Origin of the sequence: Lelliottia sp. WB101 (genome assembly GCF_003051885.1) — a bacterium.
GTDB classification, from domain to species: Bacteria; Pseudomonadota; Gammaproteobacteria; order Enterobacterales; family Enterobacteriaceae; genus Enterobacter; species Enterobacter nimipressuralis.
The window spans coordinates 941,346-963,540 of sequence record NZ_CP028520.1 but is presented as its reverse complement, the minus strand read 5'-3'; the positions used below and the strand labels follow the sequence as shown (position 1 = coordinate 963,540).

General features: G+C 53.2%; 17 protein-coding genes and 2 pseudogenes. 17 read left to right on the top strand and 2 right to left on the bottom strand.

The features are described from left to right. Positions 1-65 precede the first annotated feature (65 nt). Together ravA and viaA are read left to right on the top strand one after the other, a co-directional pair. Positions 66-1,562, top strand: a complete 1,497-nt coding sequence (ravA, locus tag DAI21_RS04530) for an ATPase RavA (RefSeq protein ID WP_107702586.1) — start codon at positions 66-68, stop codon at positions 1,560-1,562. After that, entirely contained in the window at positions 1,556-3,007 is a 1,452-nt protein-coding gene (gene viaA / locus DAI21_RS04525) for an ATPase RavA stimulator ViaA (RefSeq protein WP_107702585.1), read from the top strand. Before ravA ends, viaA begins: the two co-directional genes overlap by 7 nt. Here viaA and asnA read toward each other — a convergent pair whose 3' ends face one another. Continuing rightward, on the bottom strand, positions 3,008-4,000 hold the full coding sequence (gene asnA / locus DAI21_RS04520) for an aspartate--ammonia ligase (RefSeq protein ID WP_102105131.1): 993 nt from the start codon (positions 3,998-4,000) through the stop codon (positions 3,008-3,010). It lies immediately after the preceding gene. Between the two features lie 150 nt (positions 4,001-4,150). On the opposite strand from asnA, the gene asnC reads away from it, so the two are divergent. The 13 genes and pseudogenes from asnC to DAI21_RS04455 all read left to right on the top strand — a co-directional run bounded on the left by asnC (position 4,151) and on the right by DAI21_RS04455 (position 15,645). Continuing rightward, positions 4,151-4,609, top strand: a complete 459-nt coding sequence (gene asnC / locus DAI21_RS04515) for a transcriptional regulator AsnC (protein WP_088221282.1) — start codon at positions 4,151-4,153, stop codon at positions 4,607-4,609. An 89-nt stretch (positions 4,610-4,698) separates the two neighbouring features. Next, positions 4,699-5,148, top strand: a complete 450-nt coding sequence (mioC, locus tag DAI21_RS04510; protein WP_107702584.1) for an FMN-binding protein MioC — start codon at positions 4,699-4,701, stop codon at positions 5,146-5,148. 373 nt (positions 5,149-5,521) lie between these two features. Further along, positions 5,522-7,411 (top strand): tRNA uridine-5-carboxymethylaminomethyl(34) synthesis enzyme MnmG, encoded by a 1,890-nt coding sequence (gene mnmG, locus DAI21_RS04505; protein ID WP_107702583.1) that lies wholly within the window; start codon positions 5,522-5,524, stop codon positions 7,409-7,411. Positions 7,412-7,528: 117 nt separating this feature from the next. After that, positions 7,529-8,146 carry a 16S rRNA (guanine(527)-N(7))-methyltransferase RsmG gene (gene rsmG / locus DAI21_RS04500; RefSeq protein WP_100778302.1) on the top strand — a complete coding sequence of 206 codons (618 nt, stop codon included), beginning with the start codon at positions 7,529-7,531 and terminating at the stop codon, positions 8,144-8,146. Between the two features lie 622 nt (positions 8,147-8,768). Continuing rightward, on the top strand, positions 8,769-9,149 hold the full coding sequence (atpI, locus tag DAI21_RS04495) for a F0F1 ATP synthase subunit I (RefSeq protein WP_100778301.1): 381 nt from the start codon (positions 8,769-8,771) through the stop codon (positions 9,147-9,149). Positions 9,150-9,157: 8 nt separating this feature from the next. After that, positions 9,158-9,972 (top strand): annotated as a pseudogene (gene atpB, locus DAI21_RS04490) (F0F1 ATP synthase subunit A). A 50-nt stretch (positions 9,973-10,022) separates the two neighbouring features. Further along, on the top strand, positions 10,023-10,262 hold the full coding sequence (gene atpE, locus DAI21_RS04485) for a F0F1 ATP synthase subunit C (protein WP_000429386.1): 240 nt from the start codon (positions 10,023-10,025) through the stop codon (positions 10,260-10,262). Positions 10,263-10,309: 47 nt separating this feature from the next. Further along, positions 10,310-10,780: a F0F1 ATP synthase subunit B gene (gene atpF, locus DAI21_RS04480; protein WP_015961084.1), complete on the top strand. Its 471-nt coding sequence runs from the start codon at positions 10,310-10,312 to the stop codon at positions 10,778-10,780. 14 nt (positions 10,781-10,794) lie between these two features. Further along, on the top strand, positions 10,795-11,328 hold the full coding sequence (atpH, locus tag DAI21_RS04475; RefSeq protein ID WP_100778299.1) for a F0F1 ATP synthase subunit delta: 534 nt from the start codon (positions 10,795-10,797) through the stop codon (positions 11,326-11,328). Between the two features lie 12 nt (positions 11,329-11,340). After that, positions 11,341-12,882 (top strand): F0F1 ATP synthase subunit alpha, encoded by a 1,542-nt coding sequence (gene atpA, locus DAI21_RS04470; RefSeq protein ID WP_100778298.1) that lies wholly within the window; start codon positions 11,341-11,343, stop codon positions 12,880-12,882. A gap of 50 nt (positions 12,883-12,932) precedes the next feature. Beyond that, complete coding sequence (gene atpG / locus DAI21_RS04465) at positions 12,933-13,796, top strand: F0F1 ATP synthase subunit gamma (RefSeq protein WP_100778297.1); 864 nt, start codon at positions 12,933-12,935, stop codon at positions 13,794-13,796. Between the two features lie 26 nt (positions 13,797-13,822). Further along, a complete protein-coding gene (atpD, locus tag DAI21_RS04460) occupies positions 13,823-15,205 on the top strand; it encodes a F0F1 ATP synthase subunit beta (RefSeq protein WP_100778296.1) in 1,383 nt (460 codons plus the stop codon). A 20-nt stretch (positions 15,206-15,225) separates the two neighbouring features. After that, positions 15,226-15,645 (top strand): F0F1 ATP synthase subunit epsilon, encoded by a 420-nt coding sequence (locus DAI21_RS04455; RefSeq protein WP_107702582.1) that lies wholly within the window; start codon positions 15,226-15,228, stop codon positions 15,643-15,645. A gap of 309 nt (positions 15,646-15,954) precedes the next feature. On the opposite strand, the pseudogene DAI21_RS04450 reads toward DAI21_RS04455, so the two are convergent. Beyond that, positions 15,955-18,050: pseudogene (locus DAI21_RS04450) on the bottom strand (right-handed parallel beta-helix repeat-containing protein). Between the two features lie 344 nt (positions 18,051-18,394). On the opposite strand from DAI21_RS04450, the gene glmU reads away from it, so the two are divergent. Together glmU and glmS are read left to right on the top strand one after the other, a co-directional pair. Continuing rightward, positions 18,395-19,765 carry a bifunctional UDP-N-acetylglucosamine diphosphorylase/glucosamine-1-phosphate N-acetyltransferase GlmU gene (glmU, locus tag DAI21_RS04445; RefSeq protein ID WP_107702581.1) on the top strand — a complete coding sequence of 457 codons (1,371 nt, stop codon included), beginning with the start codon at positions 18,395-18,397 and terminating at the stop codon, positions 19,763-19,765. Positions 19,766-20,053: 288 nt separating this feature from the next. Next, positions 20,054-21,883 (top strand): glutamine--fructose-6-phosphate transaminase (isomerizing), encoded by a 1,830-nt coding sequence (gene glmS / locus DAI21_RS04440; protein WP_100778292.1) that lies wholly within the window; start codon positions 20,054-20,056, stop codon positions 21,881-21,883. The last annotated feature ends 312 nt before the right edge of the window (positions 21,884-22,195 follow it).

Genomic DNA, 22,195 nt, shown 5'->3' with positions numbered 1-22,195 from the left:
CCATGCTGAAACGTCTATACTCGCATCAATTAGCTGCGACGACGCCGAAAGGACGCAACACAATTATGGCTCACTCACATTTATTAGCAGAAAGAATTTCCCGTCTCAGCGGTGCGCTGGAGAAAGGCCTTTTCGAACGCAGCCATGCGATCAGGCTCTGTTTGCTGGCAGCGCTCAGTGGCGAAAGTGTGTTCCTGCTCGGCCCGCCCGGCATCGCCAAAAGCCTGATTGCGCGTCGACTGAAATTTGCCTTCCAGAATGCGCGCGCCTTTGAATATCTGATGACCCGATTCTCCACCCCGGAAGAGGTTTTTGGTCCGCTTTCCATTCAGGCCCTGAAAGATGAAGGTCGCTATCAACGATTAACGGCAGGGTATCTGCCCGAGGCTGAAATTGTCTTTCTGGATGAGATCTGGAAAGCCGGCCCGGCGATCCTGAACACCCTGCTTACCGCCATCAACGAACGTCGCTTTCGTAACGGCGCTTATGAAGAAAAAATCCCGATGCGCCTGCTGGTGGCAGCGTCCAACGAACTGCCTGAAGCCGACAGCAGCCTTGAAGCGCTGTATGACCGCATGCTGATTCGCCTGTGGCTGGATAAAGTGCAGGACAAGTCGAATTTCCGCTCGATGCTGGTGAGCCAGCAGGACGAAAATGAAAACCCGGTGGCGCCATCATTGCAGGTGACTGACGACGAGTACCAGCAGTGGCAGCAGGATATCGGCAAAATCAAACTGCCGGACGCCGTTTTTGAACTGATCTTTATGCTGCGCCAGCAGCTGGATTTATTACCGGCCGCGCCGTATGTCTCGGATCGGCGCTGGAAAAAGGCGATCCGCCTGTTGCAGTCCAGTGCTTTGTTCAGCGGCCGGGACTCCGTCGCCCCCATCGATCTGATCCTGCTGAAAGATTGCCTGTGGCACGATGCGGAAGGGATGCACCTGATGGAACAGCAGCTGGATGTTTTGATGACCGGACACGCGTGGGGGCAGCAGGCGATGCTCACCCAGCTGGGCGCCATCACCCAGCGACGCATCCAGCTTCAGCAGAAGCAAAGCGACAAAACGGCACTGAAGGTGAGCCGTCTCGGCGGGATGTTCTCACGTAAACCGCACTACGAGTTGCCCACAGAGCTGACGGACACGACCCTGACGCTCTTACTCCAGCAGCCGTTAAAACTGCACGATATGCAGGTGGTTCACATCACCATTGAGCGCGAAGCGCTGTCGCAGTGGCTGGATAAAAATGGCGAAATCCGTGGAAAACTCAACGGCATCGGCTTTGCCCAGGTGCTGAACCTGGAAGTGGATACCAGCATGCATCTGGTGATCCGCGATGTGAGCCTGCAGGGTTCACGCCTCGCCCTGCCGGGAAATGCCTCGGATAACGTGCCGGAAGAGATCAAACAGCAGCTTGACGCGCTGGATACGGAGTGGCATCAGCAGCACACGCGCTTCAGCGAACAGCAAAAGTGTCTCTTTATACATAGCGACTGGTTGGGTCGCATCGAAGCCAGCCTGCAGGATGTCAGCGCGCAGATCAAACAGGCGCGTCAATGCTAACGCTGGATACGCTCAATGTGATGCTGGCGGTTGGTGAAGAGGGGCTGATTGAAGAGGTCGTCCTGACCTTACTCGCCTCTCCCCAGCTGGCTGCATTCTTTGAAAAGTTTCCGCGCATTAAAAAAGCCGTCACCGACGATATTCCGCGCTGGCGAGATAGCCTGCGCCAGCGGCTAAAAGAGACCGAAGTCCCGCCTGAGCTAACGGAAGAAGTGGCCTGCTACCAGCAATGCCAGCGGTTATCCACACCGCAGTTTATCGTTCAGCTCCCCCAGATCCTGACGCTGCTCGATAAAGTGCATTCCCCGTACGCCGCACAGGCCCGCAAGCTGGTCTCCGACAACGCCACCTTTACTCCGGCGCTGCATACGCTTTTCCTGCAGCGATGGCGGCTCAGCCTGGTGGTGCAGACCACGTCGCTCAACCAGCAGTTGCTGGAGGAGGAGCGGGATCAGCTGCTCAGTGAAGTTCAGGAGCGGATGACGCTGAGCGGGCAGCTGGAGCAAGTGCTGGTGGAGAACGAAAACGCCGCCGGAAGACTTTGGGATATGAGCGCCGGGCAGATCCGGCGCGGCGACTATCAGCTGATCGTTAAATACGGCGATTTTCTGGCGCAACAGCCCGAACTGATGCAGCTCGTGGAGCAGCTTGGCCGTTCGCGGGAGGCAAAGTCGGTGCCGAAAAAAGACGCGCCAATGGAAACCTTCCGCACGCTGGTTCGCGAACCGGCAACCGTGCCGGAACAGGTCGACGGCTTACAGCAGAGCGATGACATCCTGCGCCTGCTGCCGACAGAGCTGGCGACGCTTGGGATCACCGAGCTGGAGTATGAGTTCTACCGGCGGCTGGTGGAGAAACAGCTGCTTACCTATCGCCTGCACGGCGAATCCTGGCGCGAAAAAATCAGCCAGCGTCCGGTCGTTCATCAGGATTTTGACGAACAGCCGCGCGGCCCCTTCATTGTCTGCGTAGATACTTCCGGTTCGATGGGCGGCTTTAACGAACAGTGTGCCAAAGCGTTTTGCCTGGCACTGATGCGCGTCGCCCTCGCCGACCGGCGTCGCTGTTATATCATGCTGTTTTCCAGCGAAGTGGTGGGATACGAACTGACGAGTGAGCAGGGCATCGAACAGGCGATCCGCTTTTTGAGCCAGCGTTTTCGCGGCGGAACCGATATTGCCAGCTGTTTTCGCGCTATCGCAGAACGCATGCAGGGCGGGGACTGGTATGACGCGGATGCGGTGGTCATTTCCGATTTTATTGCGCAGCGACTGCCGGACGACGTGGTCACAAAGGTGAAATCATTACAGCGGGATCACCAGCACCGCTTTCATGCGGTGGCGATGTCGCAACATGGAAAGCCCGGCATCATGCGCATTTTCGATCATATCTGGCGCTTTGATACCGGGTTACGCAGCCGCCTGGTCAGGCGCTGGCGGCGTTAATTAAAGCAGAGAGCCGATGCTTTCACGCACCTGATGCGGCCACACCCCACACTGAACCTGCCCGATATGGGACAACTGCAGCAACAGCATTGTCAGGCGTGACTGGCCGATACCGCCGCCGATAGTTTGCGGCATTTCGCCACGCAGCAGGGCCTGGTGCCACTCAAGTTTCAGGCGATCTTCATCTCCCGTCACCGCCAGCTGGCGCTTCAGAGCATCGGCATCCACGCGGATCCCCATGGAAGAAAGCTCAAACGCATCTTCCAGAATCGGGTTCCACACCAGAATATCGCCGTTCAGACCGGCTAATTCTCGCTCGTCGCGGGTGCTCCAGTCATCGTAATCCGGGGCACGCACGTCATGGCGCTGTCCGTCAGAAAGTTTGCCACCGATACCGATCAGGAATACCGCGCCCAGCTCTTTAGCGATCGCGCGCTCACGGCCTTTGGCATCGAGATCCGGGAAACGGCTCAGCAGATCCTGGCTGTGAACAAAGTGGATCGAGTCTGGCAGGAACGGTGCCAGTCCGAACTCTTTGCTCACCGCCGCTTCGGTTGCTTTGATCCCCGCGTAGATGGCCTCTACGGTGGATTTCAACGTTCCTAAGTGACGTTCACCATCACCCATTACACGTTCCCAGTCCCACTGGTCAACGTAAACGGAGTGGATGGCCGTCAGGCGGTCTTCATCGGGGCGAAGGGCTTTCATGTGCGTGTAAAGCCCTTCGCCCGCGCTGAAGTCGTGTTGTCCCAGTGTCTGACGCTTCCATTTCGCGAGTGAATGAACCACTTCGAACTGGGCGTCTGGCAAGGTTTTCACTTTTACCTGTACCGCTTTTTCGCAACCAGACAGGTTGTCCTGCGTCCCATCACCGACGCGGCTCAGAATCGGAGCCTGGACTTCAATGAGGCCAAGTTTCTCTTCAAGCTGACGTGAAAAATGGGATTTAACGAAACTGATCTGGCGTTGTTTTGCGATGTAAGCGGTTTTCATTTTTATACTCCTGCGTCCTGTTGATATTGATTAAGCAACAAAAACGGCACCCAATACAATAATCCAACAACAAAAAGCCTACTTCACTTTTGAATCGTTAAAATATGGCGTTAGAATAGAGTGATTACTCAATCTTCATAAGAAAATACTATGGAAAATTATCAGATCGATAATCTGGACCGCGGCATCCTCGAGGCGTTAATGGCCAATGCGCGCACGGCGTATGCCGAACTGGCTAAACAATTTGGCGTCAGCCCAGGGACGATTCACGTTCGCGTGGAGAAGATGAAGCAGGCGGGGATTATCACCGGGGCGCGGATTGACGTCAGTCCAAAACAGCTGGGGTATGACGTCTGCTGCTTTATTGGCATCATTCTGAAAAGCGCAAAAGATTACCCGTCTGCGCTGGCCCGGCTCGAAAGTCTGGAAGAGGTGACCGAAGCCTATTACACCACCGGCCACTACAGCATCTTTATTAAGGTCATGTGTAAATCGATCGATGCCCTGCAGCAGGTACTTATCAACAAGATCCAAACAATTGATGAAATTCAGTCCACCGAGACGCTGATCTCCCTGCAGAACCCGATTATGCGCACCATCCGGCCCTAGCGGCGCCATTTAATTACCACATTTTCCACAGGTAGATCCCAGCTCGCTCACAGCGTACAATGCTCCCCTCTTTATATGAGCGAGCGATCATGGCAGATATTACTCTTATCAGTGGCAGTACTCTTGGCGGCGCGGAATATGTTGCAGAACATCTCGCGGAAAAGCTGGAAGACGCAGGTTTCTCGACCGAAACCCTGCATGGACCGTTACTGGAAGATCTCCCTGCTGATGGGATCTGGCTGCTGATCACCTCCACGCATGGTGCGGGCGATATCCCTGATAACCTGCAACCTTTCTATGATGAGCTTCTCGAGCAACGTCCCGATCTGTCAGCCGTGCGTTTTGGCGCGATTGGGATAGGTAGCCGCGAATACGACACCTTTTGTGGTGCAGTAGAGAAAGTAGAAGCGGCGATCGCGTCGTGTGGAGCAAAACAGATCGGCGAAACGCTGAAGATCAACATCCTCGATCACGATATTCCGGAGGATCCAGCCGAAGAATGGCTGGGTGAATGGAAAAATTTACTCAATAACGCTTAAAGATCGTGCGATCAGATGTGGATAAGTCTGGTTAAAACCTTGGATCAACCGGTAGTTATCCAAGGTATAACCGTTGGCTGGTTTTTGACCTGTGCATAAGTACCGGATCTAACCCCAGCTTATACGGTCCAGGATCACCGATCATTCACAGCAAACGATCCTTTCTATCCTTATGATCTTTATGACCGGATCCGACTTATCCACACGAGAAGGCGATCCTAATAAGAGATCATAGTAAAACAGATCTCTAAATAAGAAGATCTTCTTTTTAATAGCCAAGATCCCAATGCTTTCTCGAAAGACTAAACTTGAGTAGAATCCACGGCCCGGGCTTAAATCCATTTTCAAACCGCTTTACGCAAGGCAGGAAAGCATGTTTTATCAGGATCCTTTTGACGTCATCATCATTGGCGGGGGTCATGCAGGCACTGAGGCCGCAATGGCCGCAGCGCGTATGGGTCAACAGACCCTGCTTTTGACACACAATATCGACACGCTCGGACAAATGTCCTGTAATCCGGCGATTGGCGGCATTGGGAAAGGACACCTGGTAAAAGAATTGGATGCTCTGGGCGGCTTGATGGCGAAAGCGATCGATCAGGCAGGCATCCAGTTTAGGATACTAAACGCGAGCAAAGGACCTGCCGTTCGCGCCACACGTGCTCAGGCAGACCGTGTGCTTTACCGCCAGGCCGTTCGTACGGCGCTGGAGAACCAGCCGAACCTGATGATCTTCCAGCAGGCGGTTGAAGATCTTATCGTTGAGAACGATCGTGTCGTCGGTGCCGTCACCCAGATGGGACTGAAGTTCCGTGCCAAAGCCGTGGTGCTGACGGTCGGGACTTTCCTCGATGGAAAAATTCATATTGGTCTGGATAACTACAGCGGTGGCCGTGCAGGCGATCCGCCGTCCATCCCACTTTCCCGTCGTCTTCGCGAGCTGCCGCTGCGCGTCAGCCGCCTGAAAACCGGGACACCGCCACGTATTGATGCCCGCACCATCGATTTTAGCGTGCTGGCACAGCAGCACGGCGACAACCCGATGCCGGTCTTCTCCTTCATGGGTTCTGCGGCGCAACATCCGCAGCAAGTGCCGTGTTACATCACGCACACCAATGAGAAAACCCATGACGTGATCCGCAATAACCTCGATCGCAGCCCGATGTACGCAGGCGTGATCGAAGGGATCGGTCCACGTTACTGCCCGTCGATCGAAGACAAAGTCATGCGCTTTGCCGATCGTAACCAGCACCAGATCTTCCTGGAGCCGGAAGGACTCACCTCCAACGAAATTTACCCGAATGGCATCTCCACCAGCCTGCCGTTCGACGTGCAGATGCAAATTGTTCGCTCGATGCAGGGCATGGAGAACGCAAAAATCGTTCGTCCAGGTTACGCTATTGAGTACGATTTCTTCGACCCGCGCGATCTGAAACCAACGCTGGAGAGCAAATTTATCCAGGGCCTGTTCTTCGCGGGACAAATTAACGGCACCACCGGTTATGAAGAAGCTGCAGCCCAGGGCCTACTGGCCGGTCTGAACGCCGCCCGCTTCTCTGCGGAAAAAGAGGGCTGGTCACCGCGTCGCGATCAGGCCTACCTTGGCGTGCTGGTGGACGATCTCAGCACGCTCGGTACCAAAGAGCCGTACCGTATGTTCACCTCTCGCGCGGAATATCGTCTGATGCTGCGTGAAGATAACGCCGATCTGCGCCTGACCGAAATGGGCCGCGAGCTGGGCCTGGTGGATGACGAACGCTGGGCGCGTTTCAACCAGAAGCTGGAGCGCATTGAGACCGAGCGTCAGCGCCTGAAAACCTCTTGGGTGAATCCTCTGGCGGAATCCGCAGCCGAAGTGAACGCTCACTTGACCGCGCCGCTCTCACGCGAAGCCAGCGGGGAAGATCTTCTTCGTCGTCCGGAGATGACTTACGAGCAACTGGTGCAGATGACGCCGTTCGCGCCGGGTCTCGACGATGCCGAAGCGGCCGAGCAGGTCGAAATCCAGGTCAAATACGAAGGTTACATCGCGCGTCAGCAGGATGAGATCGAAAAGCAGCAGCGTAACGAGAACACCTTGTTGCCTGCGATGCTGGATTACCGTCAGGTAACAGGGCTGTCAAACGAGGTGATCGCGAAACTGAACGATCACAAACCGGTGTCGATCGGCCAGGCATCTCGCATCTCCGGCGTGACGCCAGCAGCCATCTCTATTCTGCTGGTATGGCTGAAAAAACAAGGTATGCTGCGCCGCAGCGCTTAACATCAGGCGATTTTTGCCATTTTGGCGGGTGGTGCTTCGCTGACCCGCTACAGTTCGTATCGTAGGCCCGGTAAGCGTTAACGCCACCGGGCTCATTATTTCAGACAGGTATTCACCGTGCTCAACAAACTCTCTCGTCTGCTGGATGAAGCAGGTATTTCGCTCACCGATCACCAGAAAAACCAGCTGGTGGCCTATGTCGATATGCTGAACAAATGGAACAAAGCGTACAACCTCACGTCGGTACGCGATCCCAACGAGATGCTGATTCGCCATATTCTCGACAGCATTGTGGTTGCGCCTTACCTGCAGGGTGAGCGTTTTATCGATGTGGGGACCGGCCCTGGTCTGCCAGGCATTCCGCTCTCTATCGTGCGGCCTGAGTGCCAGTTCACGCTGCTGGACAGCCTGGGCAAGCGCGTGCGCTTCCTGCGTCAGGTGCAGCATGAGCTGAAAATCAACAATATCGAGCCGGTTCAGAGCAGGGTAGAGGCGTTTCCGTCCGAGCCGCCGTTTGACGGCGTGATTAGCCGTGCGTTTGCGTCACTCAACGATATGGTCAGCTGGTGTAAGCATCTGCCAGCGCAGGAAGGGCGTTTTTACGCGCTCAAAGGCCTGGTGCCTGAGGATGAAATCGCCCAGCTCCCGGTTGGCTATGTGGTCGAGTCGATTGTGAAGTTACAGGTTCCACAGCTCGATGGCGAACGCCATTTGGTGATAATTAAGGCAAACTAATTTTAAAAATTAAATAAAAAATGTGGAATTCGTGCGGTTCTTAAAGTGTTAAAAAACGGCCCTAAGGAAGGAACCTCACCGCACTGCATTTAACCTTGTTGTTACCGAGGTTTTTCTTGGTGTTAACCTGATTTATCTCGTTAACACCAAATATAGTCAACATTGAAAATATCAGTCTGCTAAAAGTGGAATTCAGTGATGAGTTGGTGATGTTAATTATTTATTAAAAATGTCAATGAAAGGTTTTTGTTGTGTACGGGGCTGTTTTGAAAATAGTTGCTGTCATTTGTCTTTAATATCATAAAGATGAATTAAACCAAATTATTGATTTGATAAATAAGACCTTATCGTAAATGTGCATTTTGTGATCTCGTGCACGCTTTATCATCAATGTTTCTGCGCAGTTTGCAGTTTTATCGGATGGGTCGTGGTTTGGCGAAAAGTTAAAAAATAGCGGTGGGGAAAATTATTTAAACATTTATTCACCTTTTCGCTACTTAATGTTTGAAATCACGGGGGCGCACCGTATAATTTGACCGCTTTTTGATGCTTGACTCTGAGCCTTAAAGGACGTTTTATACGACACGCGACATACCTCGAAGGGAGCAGGAGTAAAAACGTGATGTCTGTGTCGCTCTTGAGTCGAAACGTTGCTCGTAAGCTTCTGTTCATTCAGTTTCTGGCGGTGATAGCAAGTGGACTGCTGTTCTGCCTCAAAGACCCCTTCTGGGGCATCTCCGCAGTGTGTGGAGGTTTGGCAGTGGTTTTGCCAAACATGTTGTTTATGATTTTTGCCTGGCGTCATCAGGCGCATACACCTGCCAAAGGCCGCGTGGCCTGGTCCTTCGCTCTTGGCGAAGTGTGTAAGGTGTTGCTAACCTTTGCCTTTCTGGTGTTGGCGCTGGCTGTTTTCAAAGTGGTATTTTTGCCGCTGATCGCGACGTGGGTTTTGGTGCTGGTGGTACAAGTTCTGGCGCCAGCTGTAATCAACAACAAAGGGTAAAAGGCATCATGGCTTCAGAAAATATGACGCCGCAGGATTACATAGGTCACCATCTGACGAACCTTCAGATGGACCTGCGTACATTCTCGCTGGTGGATCCGCATAACCCCCGGCCACCTTCTGGACGCTCAACATTGACTCCATGTTCTTCTCGGTGGTGTTGGGTCTGTTGTTCCTGGCCATGTTCCGTAGCGTTGCTAAAAAGGCGACCAGCGGTGTTCCAGGGAAATTCCAGACGGCTATCGAATTAGTCATCGGCTTCGTTCATGGCAGCGTCAAAGACATGTACCACGGTAAGAGCAAGCTGATTGCTCCGCTGGCGCTGACTGTCTTCGTCTGGGTCTTCCTGATGAACCTGATGGACCTTCTGCCTATCGACCTGCTGCCGTACATCGGTGAGCATGTTCTCGGCCTGCCGGCACTGCGTGTGGTTCCGTCTGCTGACGTGAACATCACCCTGTCCATGGCGCTGGGCGTATTCATCCTGATTCTTTTCTACAGCATCAAAATGAAAGGCGTAAGCGGCTTTGTGAAAGAGCTTACCTTGCAGCCGTTCAACCACTGGGCGTTCATTCCGGTCAACCTGATCCTGGAAGGCGTAAGCCTGCTGTCCAAACCGGTTTCACTTGGTCTGCGACTGTTCGGTAACATGTATGCGGGTGAGCTGATTTTCATTCTGATCGCGGGTCTTCTGCCGTGGTGGTCACAGTGGGTTCTGAATGTGCCATGGGCCATTTTCCACATCCTGATCATTACGCTGCAAGCCTTTATCTTCATGGTTCTGACGATCGTCTATCTGTCGATGGCGTCTGAAGAGCACTGATTTTTTAACCACCACTACTACGTTTTTATTGAAACAAACTGGAGACTGTCATGGAAAACCTGAATATGGATCTGCTGTACATGGCTGCCGCTGTGATGATGGGTCTGGCGGCTATCGGTGCTGCGATCGGTATCGGCATCCTCGGGGGCAAATTCCTGGAAGGCGCTGCGCGTCAACCGGATCTGATTCCTCTGCTGCGTACTCAGTTCTTTATCGTTATGGGTCTGGTGGATGCAATCCCGATGATCGCTGTAGGTCTGGGTCTGTACGTGATGTTTGCTGTCGCGTAAGTCGTTTTTAAAAACCCAAGCCACAGAAATTTAAGAGGTATTGTGCTGTGAACATGAACGCAACAATCCTCGGCCAGGCCATCGCGTTTATTCTCTTTGTCTGGTTCTGCATGAAGTATGTATGGCCGCCTTTAATGGCAGCCATCGAGAAACGTCAGAAAGAAATTGCTGACGGTCTGGCTTCCGCAGAGCGCGCTAAGAAAGATTTGGACCTTGCACAGGCCAACGCGACAGACCAGCTGAAAAAAGCGAAAGCTGAAGCTCAGGTAATCATTGAACAGGCTAACAAGCGCCGTTCTCAGATCCTGGACGAAGCCAAAGCTGAAGCAGAACAGGAACGTACTAAGATCGTTGCACAAGCTCAGGCTGAAATTGATGCTGAGCGTAAACGTGCTCGTGAAGAACTGCGTAAGCAGGTTGCGATTCTGGCTGTTGCTGGCGCCGAGAAGATCATCGAACGTTCCGTGGATGAAGCTGCTAACAGCGACATCGTGGACAAACTTGTCGCTGAACTGTAAGGAGGGAGGGGCTGATGTCTGAATTTGTTACGGTAGCTCGCCCCTACGCCAAAGCAGCTTTTGACTTTGCTGTCGAACACCAAAATGTCGATCGCTGGCAGGATATGCTGGCGTTTGCCGCTGAGGTAACGAAAAACGAGCAAGTGGCTGAGATGCTTTCCGGTGCCTTAGCACCTGAAACCCTTGCTGCATCGTTTATCGCCATTTGTGGTGAGCAATTGGATGACAATGGCCAGAACCTGATTAAGGTCATGGCTGAGAATGGTCGTCTGCGAGTGCTCCCGGATGTTCTCGAGCAGTTTGAGCACTTACGTGCCCTCAGTGAAGCTACCGCCGAAGTTGAAGTAACCTCTGCGAATGAACTGAGCCAAGAACAGCTTGCGAAGATCACCGCCGCGATGGAAAAACGTCTGTCACGCAAAGTTAAGCTGAATTGCAAAATCGATAAGTCTGTAATGGCAGGCGTAATCATCCGAGCGGGTGATATGGTCATTGATGGCAGCGTACGCGGCCGTCTTGAACGCCTTGCAGACGTCTTGCAGTCTTAAGGGGACTGGAGCATGCAACTGAATTCCACCGAAATCAGCGAACTGATCAAGCAGCGCATTGCTCAGTTCAGTGTTGTGAGTGAAGCTCACAACGAAGGTACTATTGTTTCTGTAAGTGACGGTGTTATCCGCATCCACGGCCTTGCCGATTGTATGCAGGGTGAGATGATTTCCCTGCCGGGTAACCGTTACGCTATCGCACTGAACCTGGAGCGCGACTCCGTAGGTGCTGTAGTTATGGGCCCGTACGCTGACCTTGCCGAAGGCATGAAAGTCAAATGTACTGGTCGTATTCTTGAAGTTCCAGTTGGCCGTGGCCTGCTGGGTCGCGTGGTGAACACCCTGGGTGCACCAATCGACGGTAAAGGTCCTGTTGATAACGATGGCTTCTCGCCAATCGAAGTTATCGCACCGGGCGTTATCGAACGTCAGTCCGTTGATCAGCCAGTGCAGACGGGTTACAAATCCGTTGATGCCATGATCCCAATCGGTCGTGGTCAGCGTGAACTGATCATCGGTGACCGTCAGACCGGTAAAACCGCGATGGCAATCGATGCGATCATCAACCAGCGCGATTCCGGCATTAAATGTGTGTACGTGGCTATCGGCCAGAAAGCGTCCACCATTTCTAACGTGGTTCGTAAACTGGAAGAGCACGGCGCGCTGTCAAACACCATCGTTGTGGTTGCAACCGCTTCTGAATCTGCTGCACTGCAATACCTGGCGCCATATGCCGGTTGCGCAATGGGCGAATACTTCCGTGACCGCGGTGAAGATGCGCTGATCGTATACGATGACCTGTCTAAACAGGCTGTTGCTTACCGTCAGGTTTCCCTGCTGCTCCGTCGTCCACCAGGACGTGAAGCATTCCCGGGCGACGTATTTTACCTCCACTCCCGTCTGCTGGAGCGCGCATCCCGCGTTAACGCGGAATACGTTGAGAAATTCACCAATGGTGAAGTTAAAGGTAAAACCGGCTCTCTGACTGCTCTGCCGATTATCGAAACCCAGGCGGGTGACGTTTCTGCGTTCGTTCCGACCAACGTAATTTCCATTACCGATGGTCAGATCTTCCTCGAAACCAACCTGTTCAACTCCGGTATTCGTCCTGCGGTTAACCCAGGGATCTCCGTATCCCGTGTGGGTGGTGCTGCTCAGACTAAGATCATCAAGAAACTGTCCGGTGGTATTCGTACCGCTCTGGCACAGTATCGTGAACTGGCTGCGTTCTCTCAGTTCGCTTCCGATCTGGATGAAGCGACCCGTAAGCAGTTAAGCCATGGTCAGAAAGTGACCGAGCTGCTGAAACAGAAACAGTATGCCCCTATGTCTGTTGCACAACAGGGCCTGGTGCTGTTCGCGGCTGAACGCGGTTACCTCGAAGATGTGGAACTGGCGAAAATCGGTAGCTTCGAAGCCGCACTGCTGGCTTACGTTGACCGTGATCACGCTCCGCTGATGCAAGAGATCAACCAGTCCGGTGGCTATAACGACGAAATCGAAGGCAAGCTGAAAGCTATCCTCGATTCCTTCAAAGCAACCCAGTCCTGGTAACGTCCGGCGGCTTGTCTTAGGACAGGCCGCAAGGCATTGAGGAGAAGCTCATGGCCGGCGCAAAAGAGATACGTAGTAAGATCGCAAGCGTCCAGAACACGCAGAAGATCACTAAAGCGATGGAAATGGTCGCCGCTTCCAAAATGCGTAAATCGCAGGATCGCATGGCGGCCAGCCGTCCTTATGCAGATACCATGCGCAAAGTGATTGGTCACCTTGCGAACGGTAATCTGGAATATAAGCATCCTTACCTGGAAGAACGCGACGTTAAACGCGTGGGCTACCTGGTGGTGTCTACCGACCGTGGTCTGTGCGGTGGCTTGAACATTAACCTGTTCAAAAAGCTGCTGGCGGATATGAAAGTCTGGTCCGACAAAGGCGTTCAGAGCGATATCGCGATGATCGGCTCTAAGGGCGTTTCTTTCTTTAATTCAGTGGGTGGCAATATTGTCGCTCAGGTGACCGGCATGGGTGATAACCCGTCCCTGTCCGAACTGATCGGCCCGGTTAAAGTGATGTTGCAGGCCTATGATGAAGGCCGTCTGGACAGGCTGTACGTTGTCAGCAACAAATTTATTAATACCATGTCTCAGGTTCCGACACTCACTCAGCTGCTGCCTTTGCCGGCATCAGAAGATGAAGAGTTAAAACATAAAGCCTGGGATTATCTGTATGAACCTGATCCGAAACCGCTGCTGGATACCCTGCTGCGTCGTTACGTTGAATCTCAGGTTTATCAGGGCGTGGTAGAAAACCTGGCCAGCGAGCAGGCCGCACGTATGGTGGCGATGAAAGCCGCGACCGACAATGGCGGCAGCCTGATTAAAGAGCTGCAGTTGGTATACAACAAAGCTCGTCAGGCCAGCATTACTCAGGAACTCACCGAAATCGTCGGTGGTGCATCCGCGGTATAACCAGGTTAATTCGTAGAGGATTCAAGATGGCTACTGGAAAAATTGTCCAGGTAATCGGCGCCGTGGTTGACGTCGAATTCCCTCAGGATGCCGTACCGCGCGTGTACGATGCTCTTGAGGTTATGAATGGTAATGAGAGCCTGGTGCTGGAAGTTCAGCAGCAGCTCGGTGGTGGTATCGTGCGTACCATCGCCATGGGTTCTTCCGACGGTCTGCGTCGTGGTCTGGAAGTAAAAGACCTCGAGCACCCGATCGAAGTCCCGGTTGGTAAAGCAACGCTGGGTCGTATCATGAACGTGCTGGGTCAGCCGATCGATATGAAAGGCGACATCGGTGAAGAAGACCGTTGGGCAATCCACCGTGCAGCACCTTCCTACGAAGAGCTGTCAAGCTCTCAGGAACTGCTGGAAACCGGCATCAAAGTTATCGACCTGATGTGTCCGTTTGCTAAGGGCGGTAAAGTCGGTCTGTTCGGTGGTGCGGGTGTAGGTAAAACCGTAAACATGATGGAGCTGATCCGTAACATCGCGATCGAGCACTCCGGTTACTCCGTGTTTGCAGGCGTGGGTGAGCGTACTCGTGAGGGTAACGACTTCTACCACGAAATGACCGATTCCAACGTTCTGGATAAAGTATCCCTGGTTTACGGCCAGATGAACGAGCCACCAGGAAACCGTCTGCGTGTGGCACTGACCGGCCTGACTATGGCTGAGAAGTTCCGTGACGAAGGTCGTGACGTACTGCTGTTCGTCGATAACATCTACCGTTACACCCTGGCCGGTACTGAAGTATCTGCACTGCTGGGTCGTATGCCTTCAGCGGTAGGTTATCAGCCGACTCTGGCGGAAGAGATGGGCGTTCTGCAGGAACGTATCACTTCAACCAAAACCGGTTCTATCACCTCCGTACAGGCGGTATACGTACCTGCGGATGACTTGACTGACCCATCACCAGCCACCACCTTTGCTCACTTAGATGCAACCGTGGTACTGAGCCGTCAGATCGCGTCTCTGGGTATCTACCCGGCCGTTGACCCGCTGGACTCCACCAGCCGTCAGCTGGATCCACTGGTTGTTGGTCAGGAACACTACGACACCGCGCGTGGCGTACAGTCCCTGCTGCAGCGTTACCAGGAACTGAAAGACATCATCGCCATCCTGGGTATGGATGAGCTGTCTGAAGAAGACAAACTGGTGGTAGCTCGCGCGCGTAAGATTCAGCGCTTCCTGTCCCAGCCGTTCTTCGTTGCGGAAGTATTCACCGGTTCACCGGGTAAATATGTTTCCCTGAAAGACACCATCCGTGGCTTTAAAGGCATCATGGAAGGCGAATACGATCACCTGCCAGAGCAGGCGTTCTACATGGTTGGTTCCATCGACGAAGCCGTGGAAAAAGCCAAAAAACTTTAACGCCTTAATCGGAGGGTGATATGGCAATGACTTACCACCTGGACGTCGTCAGCGCAGAGCAACAGCTGTTCTCTGGTTTGGTCGAAAAAATCCAGGTAACGGGTAGTGAAGGTGAACTGGGTATTTTCCCAGGGCACGCACCGCTGCTCACCGCCATTAAGCCTGGTATGATCCGCATCGTGAAACAGTTCGGTCACGAAGAGTTTATCTATCTGTCCGGCGGCATGATTGAAGTGCAGCCTGGTAGTGTGACCGTTCTTGCTGATACCGCTATTCGTGGCCAGGATCTCGACGAAGCGCGAGCTCTGGAAGCGAAGCGTAAAGCGGAAGAGCACATTAATAGCTCTCACGGCGACGTGGATTACGCACAGGCCTCAGCTGAGCTGGCCAAAGCGATCGCGAAACTGCGCGTTATCGAGTTGACCAAAAAAGCGATGTAACACCGGCTTGAAAAGCACAAAAGCCAGTCTGGTTTCAGACTGGCTTTTTTTATGGCTGCGTTTCAGATTTTATGGAACTGAAAAGGCGTTTTAATTTTTTGTGATTTTCATCACAAAAATATTGATCGGTTAAATATTGAGGAGTAGACTTCTTTTTGTGATGTGTGTCACATAATTAACGCCAACAACATTGGGATACCAACATGAAACTGATCAATAAAGTCATCGCTCTCTTCAGCAATATGAACGTCTCTTTCGGTACGTTCAATCTGTAATCTGTAATCTGCTGTATGCCGAGTGGCGCCACGCTTACCGTTGTGTGATAAGCGAAGCGCCATCTGGCAGCACTTCCCCGTTGTTATTCACGCTTTTCCCGTCCGCGATAAAATAATTCGTCTCATCAATATTGCCGACCACGGCATCGTCATAGCGGCCCGGTTTCGTCCGCACGGATTTGTTCCCGCTGAAAATACCCTGCGTTGAGGCATCTCCATACGGACTCGGACGGAAGATAAAGTTAAAGCGCTGATTGTCCACCGCCAGATTGTTCGTCACCACCAGTTTCCCAGGATTGAAGTTGTCGGTAAACCCGTCCAACTGATTCCCTTCCGCTTTGCTGTTACGCACTTCATGCGCCACTGGCTGCCCCTCTCCCCCAGTTTAAAGCCGTTGCTGGTGTTATTGCGGGCGATAGAGTTCTCGATCACCACAACCCCATTTGCGCCGTCTTCTATCTTATTGAACAGGTCAAAGCCATCGTCGATATTGTCGTGGGAATAGCAATTCTCCAGACGATTGCCCTCACCCACGCGCATCTTCACCGCAAACCCATCGGCATTGATTTTGCCGGGATCAACGTTGGCGTAAGACTCCGAGTTGATCACCCGGTTATCGCTTGCCCACAGCGGTCGGCCCACGTTATCCGGGGACGATATCTGAATGCCCGTATCGTCATTACGGTATGCAGTCACATTTTCAATCAGGTTATGGCTGCCCTGGATGCGCAGACTTTTGTCCGTAATATCGACGCCTTTAATGTTCCAGTAGCTGGCGTCCACCAGCAGACCATGGATCACGGCTTTGCCTTCTGCCAGCAGCGTTTTACGCAGTTCGGCATGACCGCTGGCCGCCAGTGGGATATCGCTGCGCGGATACTCTCCGGCTTTCAGGATAAGGGTGCCGCCCGGTGCGAGCAGGTTAATTGCACTCGCCAAATCCAGCGGCGAGGCGATCGTTCCCTGTCCGTCGGCCGTGCCGTCAGGTGCGGCGTAGAGTGTCGTTGCCGTAAAACCATCGACCTTCTCGACAGTGAACTGCTGATGAACCGTATCTCCCTGCGCGGGCGTAAAGCTCAGGTTAAAGGCATTGGTCTCTGTCAGCGTGGTCGGCAGGGAGTACATCTCTCCGGCTTTGACCGCTTTATCATTACCGATCACCACTTCGTTCTGACGCACGCTGAAAACGCCGTCGCTATTCGCCCGGGCCTGGACCCAATACTTCTCTGATGTGCTTTTCGCTGCGGAATTCAGCTGCACCACCACCGGCAGCGCTTTTGCCTGCCAGGGTTTTGAGGTGACCGTTTCTGCCGCTGAAGTCGTGAGAGAGGCATCTGACACCGTTATTTTTGCATTACGTGAGGCGAAGAAGCCGACGTAATAATGGTCCCTTTTCTGCACTGAAATAAGGTCCGCGCGTGGCACGCTTTGGCTCACCCAGACATCGCTGCCGACGGGCGACCAGGCTGTAATAAATCCGTCGTTGGTTCGTTGCAGTTTCAGACGGAATTCCGGCGTCTGGCTCAGGTCGATCTCCTCTTTGTAGCTTTGCTTTTTGATTCCTGCACCCGCATTGCCCCAGGGTTGAGAAATCCCCTCGCGGGTGATCGCCTGCATTTTTACCCGCACATTGTCCTTTTTATCCTGCGTCATGATGGCGTTCATCACCTGGTTGGAGGCGGCAGGAAACTCTTCATAGCCCTCCCTGAGCGGCTGCTGGCGCGGCACACCGATCACATCACGCACCAGCAGGCCAGCCCCCTCCTGCGCGGCGGGTTTTGCGCCATTCTCCGGCCCAAACTGCTCAACCCGAACGGTAGCCTGTAGCTCGAAATTTTCGCTGGTGGGCAGTTCGGTATAGAAAAAGGTTAATCCATCGTGAGAGTTGGCGATCTTACCGCCCCGGCTTTCAAGGGTGACGGGTTTCGTGAGATCTGCGCTGTCCTGCGGCGTGAGTTTTTTGCCATCAATGGTGACATCGTTGACGCCGATTTTTTCCGGCAGGACGTTCGAGGAAAAATTCAGATCCGTAGACTGCCCAAAGGCAATGGCTTTCCAGACGTGCTGCTCAGCAGCCGAGACAGCAAAGGAGCTACACATCATTAGGGCCAGAGGTATTTTATAATTCATTTTATTCTCCTGATTGATAATTGAGCGCCATTATCATCAAGATGAAACAGTGTTTCTTTTTTAGATGTCACAATATTGAATAATTAAAACACTGTTTTGCTTTAGAGCGATCTTTATTCTTGAGGCGAAAAAATAGCTAACCTGTTGTGAATGCTTACGACTTGCCGCAAGAAAGCTATTTTCCAGAGAAAAAGTGATTTACTCTGGCCTCAAATCTATCCTCAAATAGCGATAAGCAGCCGATGTTGAGCGTTTTACCAGCAGTCCATTTTATGGCGCAAAATATGTAGAATTTTCAACGTCAAAGGGTTTTACTTCTCACTCAAATTACAGTCAGGACGCGTATGTTGAACAATACGATGAGCGTGGTCATCCTTGCCGCAGGCAAAGGTACCCGCATGTATTCCGATCTTCCTAAGGTGCTTCACACCCTGGCAGGAAAGCCAATGGTGCAGCATGTCATTGATGCCGCAAGCGAATTGGGCGCCAGCAAAGTGCATCTGGTGTACGGCCACGGCGGCGATCTGCTTAAGCAAACGCTGCGCGATGACAAACTCAACTGGGTACTTCAGGCAGAACAGCTGGGAACGGGCCATGCGATGCAGCAGGCCGCGCCGTTCTTTGCCGATGACGAAGACATTCTGATGCTCTACGGTGATGTCCCGCTGATCGCGGTGGAAACCCTGACTCGCCTGCGTGAAGCCAAACCGCAGGGCGGCATCGGTTTACTGACCGTCAAACTGGACGACCCGACAGGCTATGGTCGTATCACGCGTGAAAACGGCAAAGTGACCGGTATCGTTGAGCATAAAGATGCCTCTGACGAACAGCGTCAGATTCAGGAAATCAATACCGGAATCCTGATCGCCAACGGCGCAGACATGAAGCGCTGGCTGGCTAAACTGAACAACAACAATGCCCAGGGTGAATACTACATCACCGATATCATTGCCCTGGCGCACCAGGAAGGTAACGAGATCGTGGCGGTTCATCCCGATCGCCTGAGCGAAGTTGAGGGCGTGAACAACCGTCTGCAGCTCTCCCGTCTTGAGCGCGTTTACCAGGCTGAGCAGGCTGAAAAGCTGCTGCTGGCAGGTGTAATGCTGCGCGATCCGGCGCGTTTTGATCTGCGCGGGGCGTTGATTCACGGGCGTGATGTGGAAATCGACACTAACGTTATTATTGAAGGTCAGGTCACGCTGGGGAATCGCGTCAAAATCGGTACCGGCTGCGTGATCAAAAATAGCGTGATTGGCGATGACTGCGAAATCAGCCCGTATAGCGTGGTGGAAGATGCGCATCTGGAAGCGGCTTGCACTATCGGCCCGTTCGCGCGTCTGCGTCCAGGCGCTGAGCTGCTGGAAGGCGCTCACGTCGGCAACTTCGTCGAGATGAAAAAAGCGCGCCTGGGTAAAGGCTCCAAAGCCGGTCATCTGACCTATCTGGGCGACGCGGAAATTGGCGATAACGTCAATATCGGTGCGGGTACCATCACCTGTAACTACGATGGCGCGAACAAGTTTAAAACCATTATCGGTAACGATGTATTTGTTGGCTCTGATACGCAGCTGGTGGCTCCGGTCACCGTCGGTAACGGTGTGACCATCGCCGCCGGAACGACTGTGACGCGCGATGTGGCGGACAATGAGCTGGTGCTCAGCCGCGTACCGCAGGTTCACAAGCAAGGCTGGCAGCGTCCGGTGAAGAAAAAGTAAAACCAGGGCGGGTGGCACTTCGCTTACTCGCCCGACGAATTTGTCTGTCGGCATTGCCGGTGGACAGGGGATGAGGGGATAACATAATCCCCCGCCCAAAGGCAGTACCTATAAATATAACCCCACTCTCTACAAGGCTCGGGGCGCCCTAACGGGCATTACTCAAAGGATTTCGCGTTGTGGCCCGGCGGAAAACATGCCCGCCAATACAGTCTCAGCGTAAAAGACGAAGAGTAATACAGGTCAGCGACAACGCATGGCAAATCGCCATTATCAGGAAATCTAACTATGTGTGGAATTGTTGGCGCAGTTGCGCAGCGTGATATTGCTGAAATCCTTCTCGAAGGTTTACGCCGTCTGGAATACCGTGGCTATGACTCTGCCGGTCTGGCAGTGGTTGATGCAGAAGGTCACATGACCCGCCTGCGCCGTCTCGGTAAAGTGCAAATGCTGGCGCAAGCCGCGGAAGAAACGCCGCTGCACGGCGGAACAGGCATCGCGCACACCCGCTGGGCAACGCACGGTGAACCGTCTGAAGGTAACGCCCACCCGCATGTGTCTGAACACATTGTGGTGGTGCATAACGGCATTATCGAAAACCACGAACCGCTGCGCGAAGAGTTAAAAGCGCGTGGCTACACTTTTGTCTCTGAAACTGACACCGAAGTTATCGCTCACCTGGTTCACTGGGAGCTGGAGCAGGGCGGTACGCTGCGTGAAGCAGTGCTGCGCGCCATTCCTCAGTTGCGCGGTGCGTACGGTACAGTGATTATGGATTCCCGCGATCCGAGCACCCTGCTGGCGGCACGTTCCGGTAGCCCGATGGTGATCGGCATGGGGATGGGCGAAAACTTCATTGCTTCCGATCAGCTGGCGCTGCTGCCGGTGACCCGTCGCTTCATCTTCCTGGAAGAGGGCGATATCGCGGAAGTGACCCGTCGCAGTGTGACGGTCTTTGATAAATCCGGCGCGCAGGTGAAGCGTCAGGAGATCGAATCCAACCTGCAGTACGACGCGGGCGACAAAGGCGCGTACCGTCACTACATGCAGAAAGAGATCTACGAGCAGCCGAACGCGATCAAGAACACCCTGACCGGGCGTATCAGCCACGGCGAGGTGGATCTCAGCGAGCTGGGCGCTAACGCCAACGAAATGCTGGCCAACGTCGAGCATATTCAGATTGTGGCCTGCGGCACCTCTTACAACTCGGGGATGGTGTCGCGCTACTGGTTTGAAGCGCTGGCGGGCGTACCGTGCGATGTCGAAATCGCCTCGGAATTCCGCTACCGCAAATCAGCGGTGCGCCGTAACAGCCTGATGATCACTCTTTCCCAGTCCGGTGAAACGGCGGATACCCTGGCAGCACTGCGTCTGTCGAAAGAGCTGGGTTATCTCGGTTCGCTGGCGATCTGTAACGTGCCGGGTTCTTCTCTGGTACGTGAATCGGATCTGGCGCTGATGACCAAAGCCGGCACCGAAATCGGCGTGGCATCGACCAAAGCGTTCACCACCCAGCTGACTGTGCTGTTGATGCTGGTGGCGAAACTGGCGCGTCTGAAAGGCCAGGATGCGTCTATCGAGCACGATATCGTTCACGGGCTGCAGACGCTGCCGAGCCGTATCGAGCAGATGCTGTCCCAGGACAAACGCATCGAAGCGCTGGCTGAAGATTTCTCTGACAAACACCACGCGCTGTTCCTCGGTCGTGGCGATCAGTACCCTATCGCGCTGGAAGGCGCGCTGAAGCTGAAAGAGATCTCTTACATTCATGCGGAAGCCTACGCCGCAGGCGAGCTGAAACACGGCCCGCTGGCGCTGATTGACGCAGATATGCCGGTCATCGTCGTTGCACCGAACAACGAACTGCTGGAAAAACTGAAATCGAACATCGAAGAAGTGCGTGCCCGTGGCGGCCAGCTGTACGTCTTCGCCGATCAGGATGCCGGGTTCGTCAGCAACGACAACATGCACATCATTGAGATGCCGCATGTGGAAGAGGTCATTGCCCCGATCTTCTACACCGTTCCGCTGCAGCTGCTGGCGTATCACGTCGCGCTGATCAAAGGCACCGACGTTGACCAGCCGCGTAACCTGGCGAAGTCCGTCACCGTAGAATAATCCCTTCAGGCTCCACCTTCGGGTGGAGCTTTTTTATCCCTTCCCGGTTCGTTTTTCATCCATTCTTATTTTTTTTATTTATGACAATCTGTCATCTTCAGCTACACATTACTGTGTCACAGAAAGAAAATTTTTCTGAAATCCCACTGTCACATAAGTGGCTAACGCGATGATTATTAATACTAATTTTGTGAAATCTTAAGTCAAACTTTCACTGTCATAAAACTGTCATAATTCGTACATTTATCTGTCACCTGTTTGTCCTATTTTGCTCATCGTAGCCACTCAAACAATGATTTACGAAATCTTGCA